The sequence below is a fragment of the Parendozoicomonas verongulae genome (genome assembly GCF_009711465.1).
Classification (GTDB): domain Bacteria; phylum Pseudomonadota; class Gammaproteobacteria; order Pseudomonadales; family Endozoicomonadaceae; genus Sansalvadorimonas; species Sansalvadorimonas verongulae.
This window is the reverse complement of record NZ_SMME01000479.1, coordinates 1-259: the sequence shown is the minus strand read 5'-3', so window position 1 is coordinate 259 and position 259 is coordinate 1. Positions and strand designations below refer to the sequence as shown.

At 47.5% G+C, this 259-nt stretch carries 1 protein-coding gene; it reads right to left on the bottom strand.

Translation table 11 applies throughout. From position 1 onward, the window contains the following. On the bottom strand, positions 1 to 195 hold a 195-nt coding region (locus tag E1189_RS22615; protein WP_230459914.1), incomplete at its 3' end, for a hypothetical protein. Between the last annotated feature and the right edge of the window lie 64 nt (positions 196 to 259).

The window sequence follows — 259 nt, the reverse complement described above, 5'->3', positions numbered from 1 at the left end:
TTTTAGTAACTCACTCCCCAGAATAAAGGCATTACTGTCCGGCTCCTGCTCCCAGAGATTTTTTACAATATCGTCGATTCGGGGAGCGGATATCGCACTTGCCGGTAATGCTGTACCACTTTGTACTGACTCAATAAGTTTTTCCTGACTAATTCCAAGAGCCTTTGCCAGTGCGGTCATCTTTTCAGGACTCATATTCCTCAGTGACTGAGACATCCACTGATTGCTACCAGTCAACGCCAGCCCGGACACGACAGAC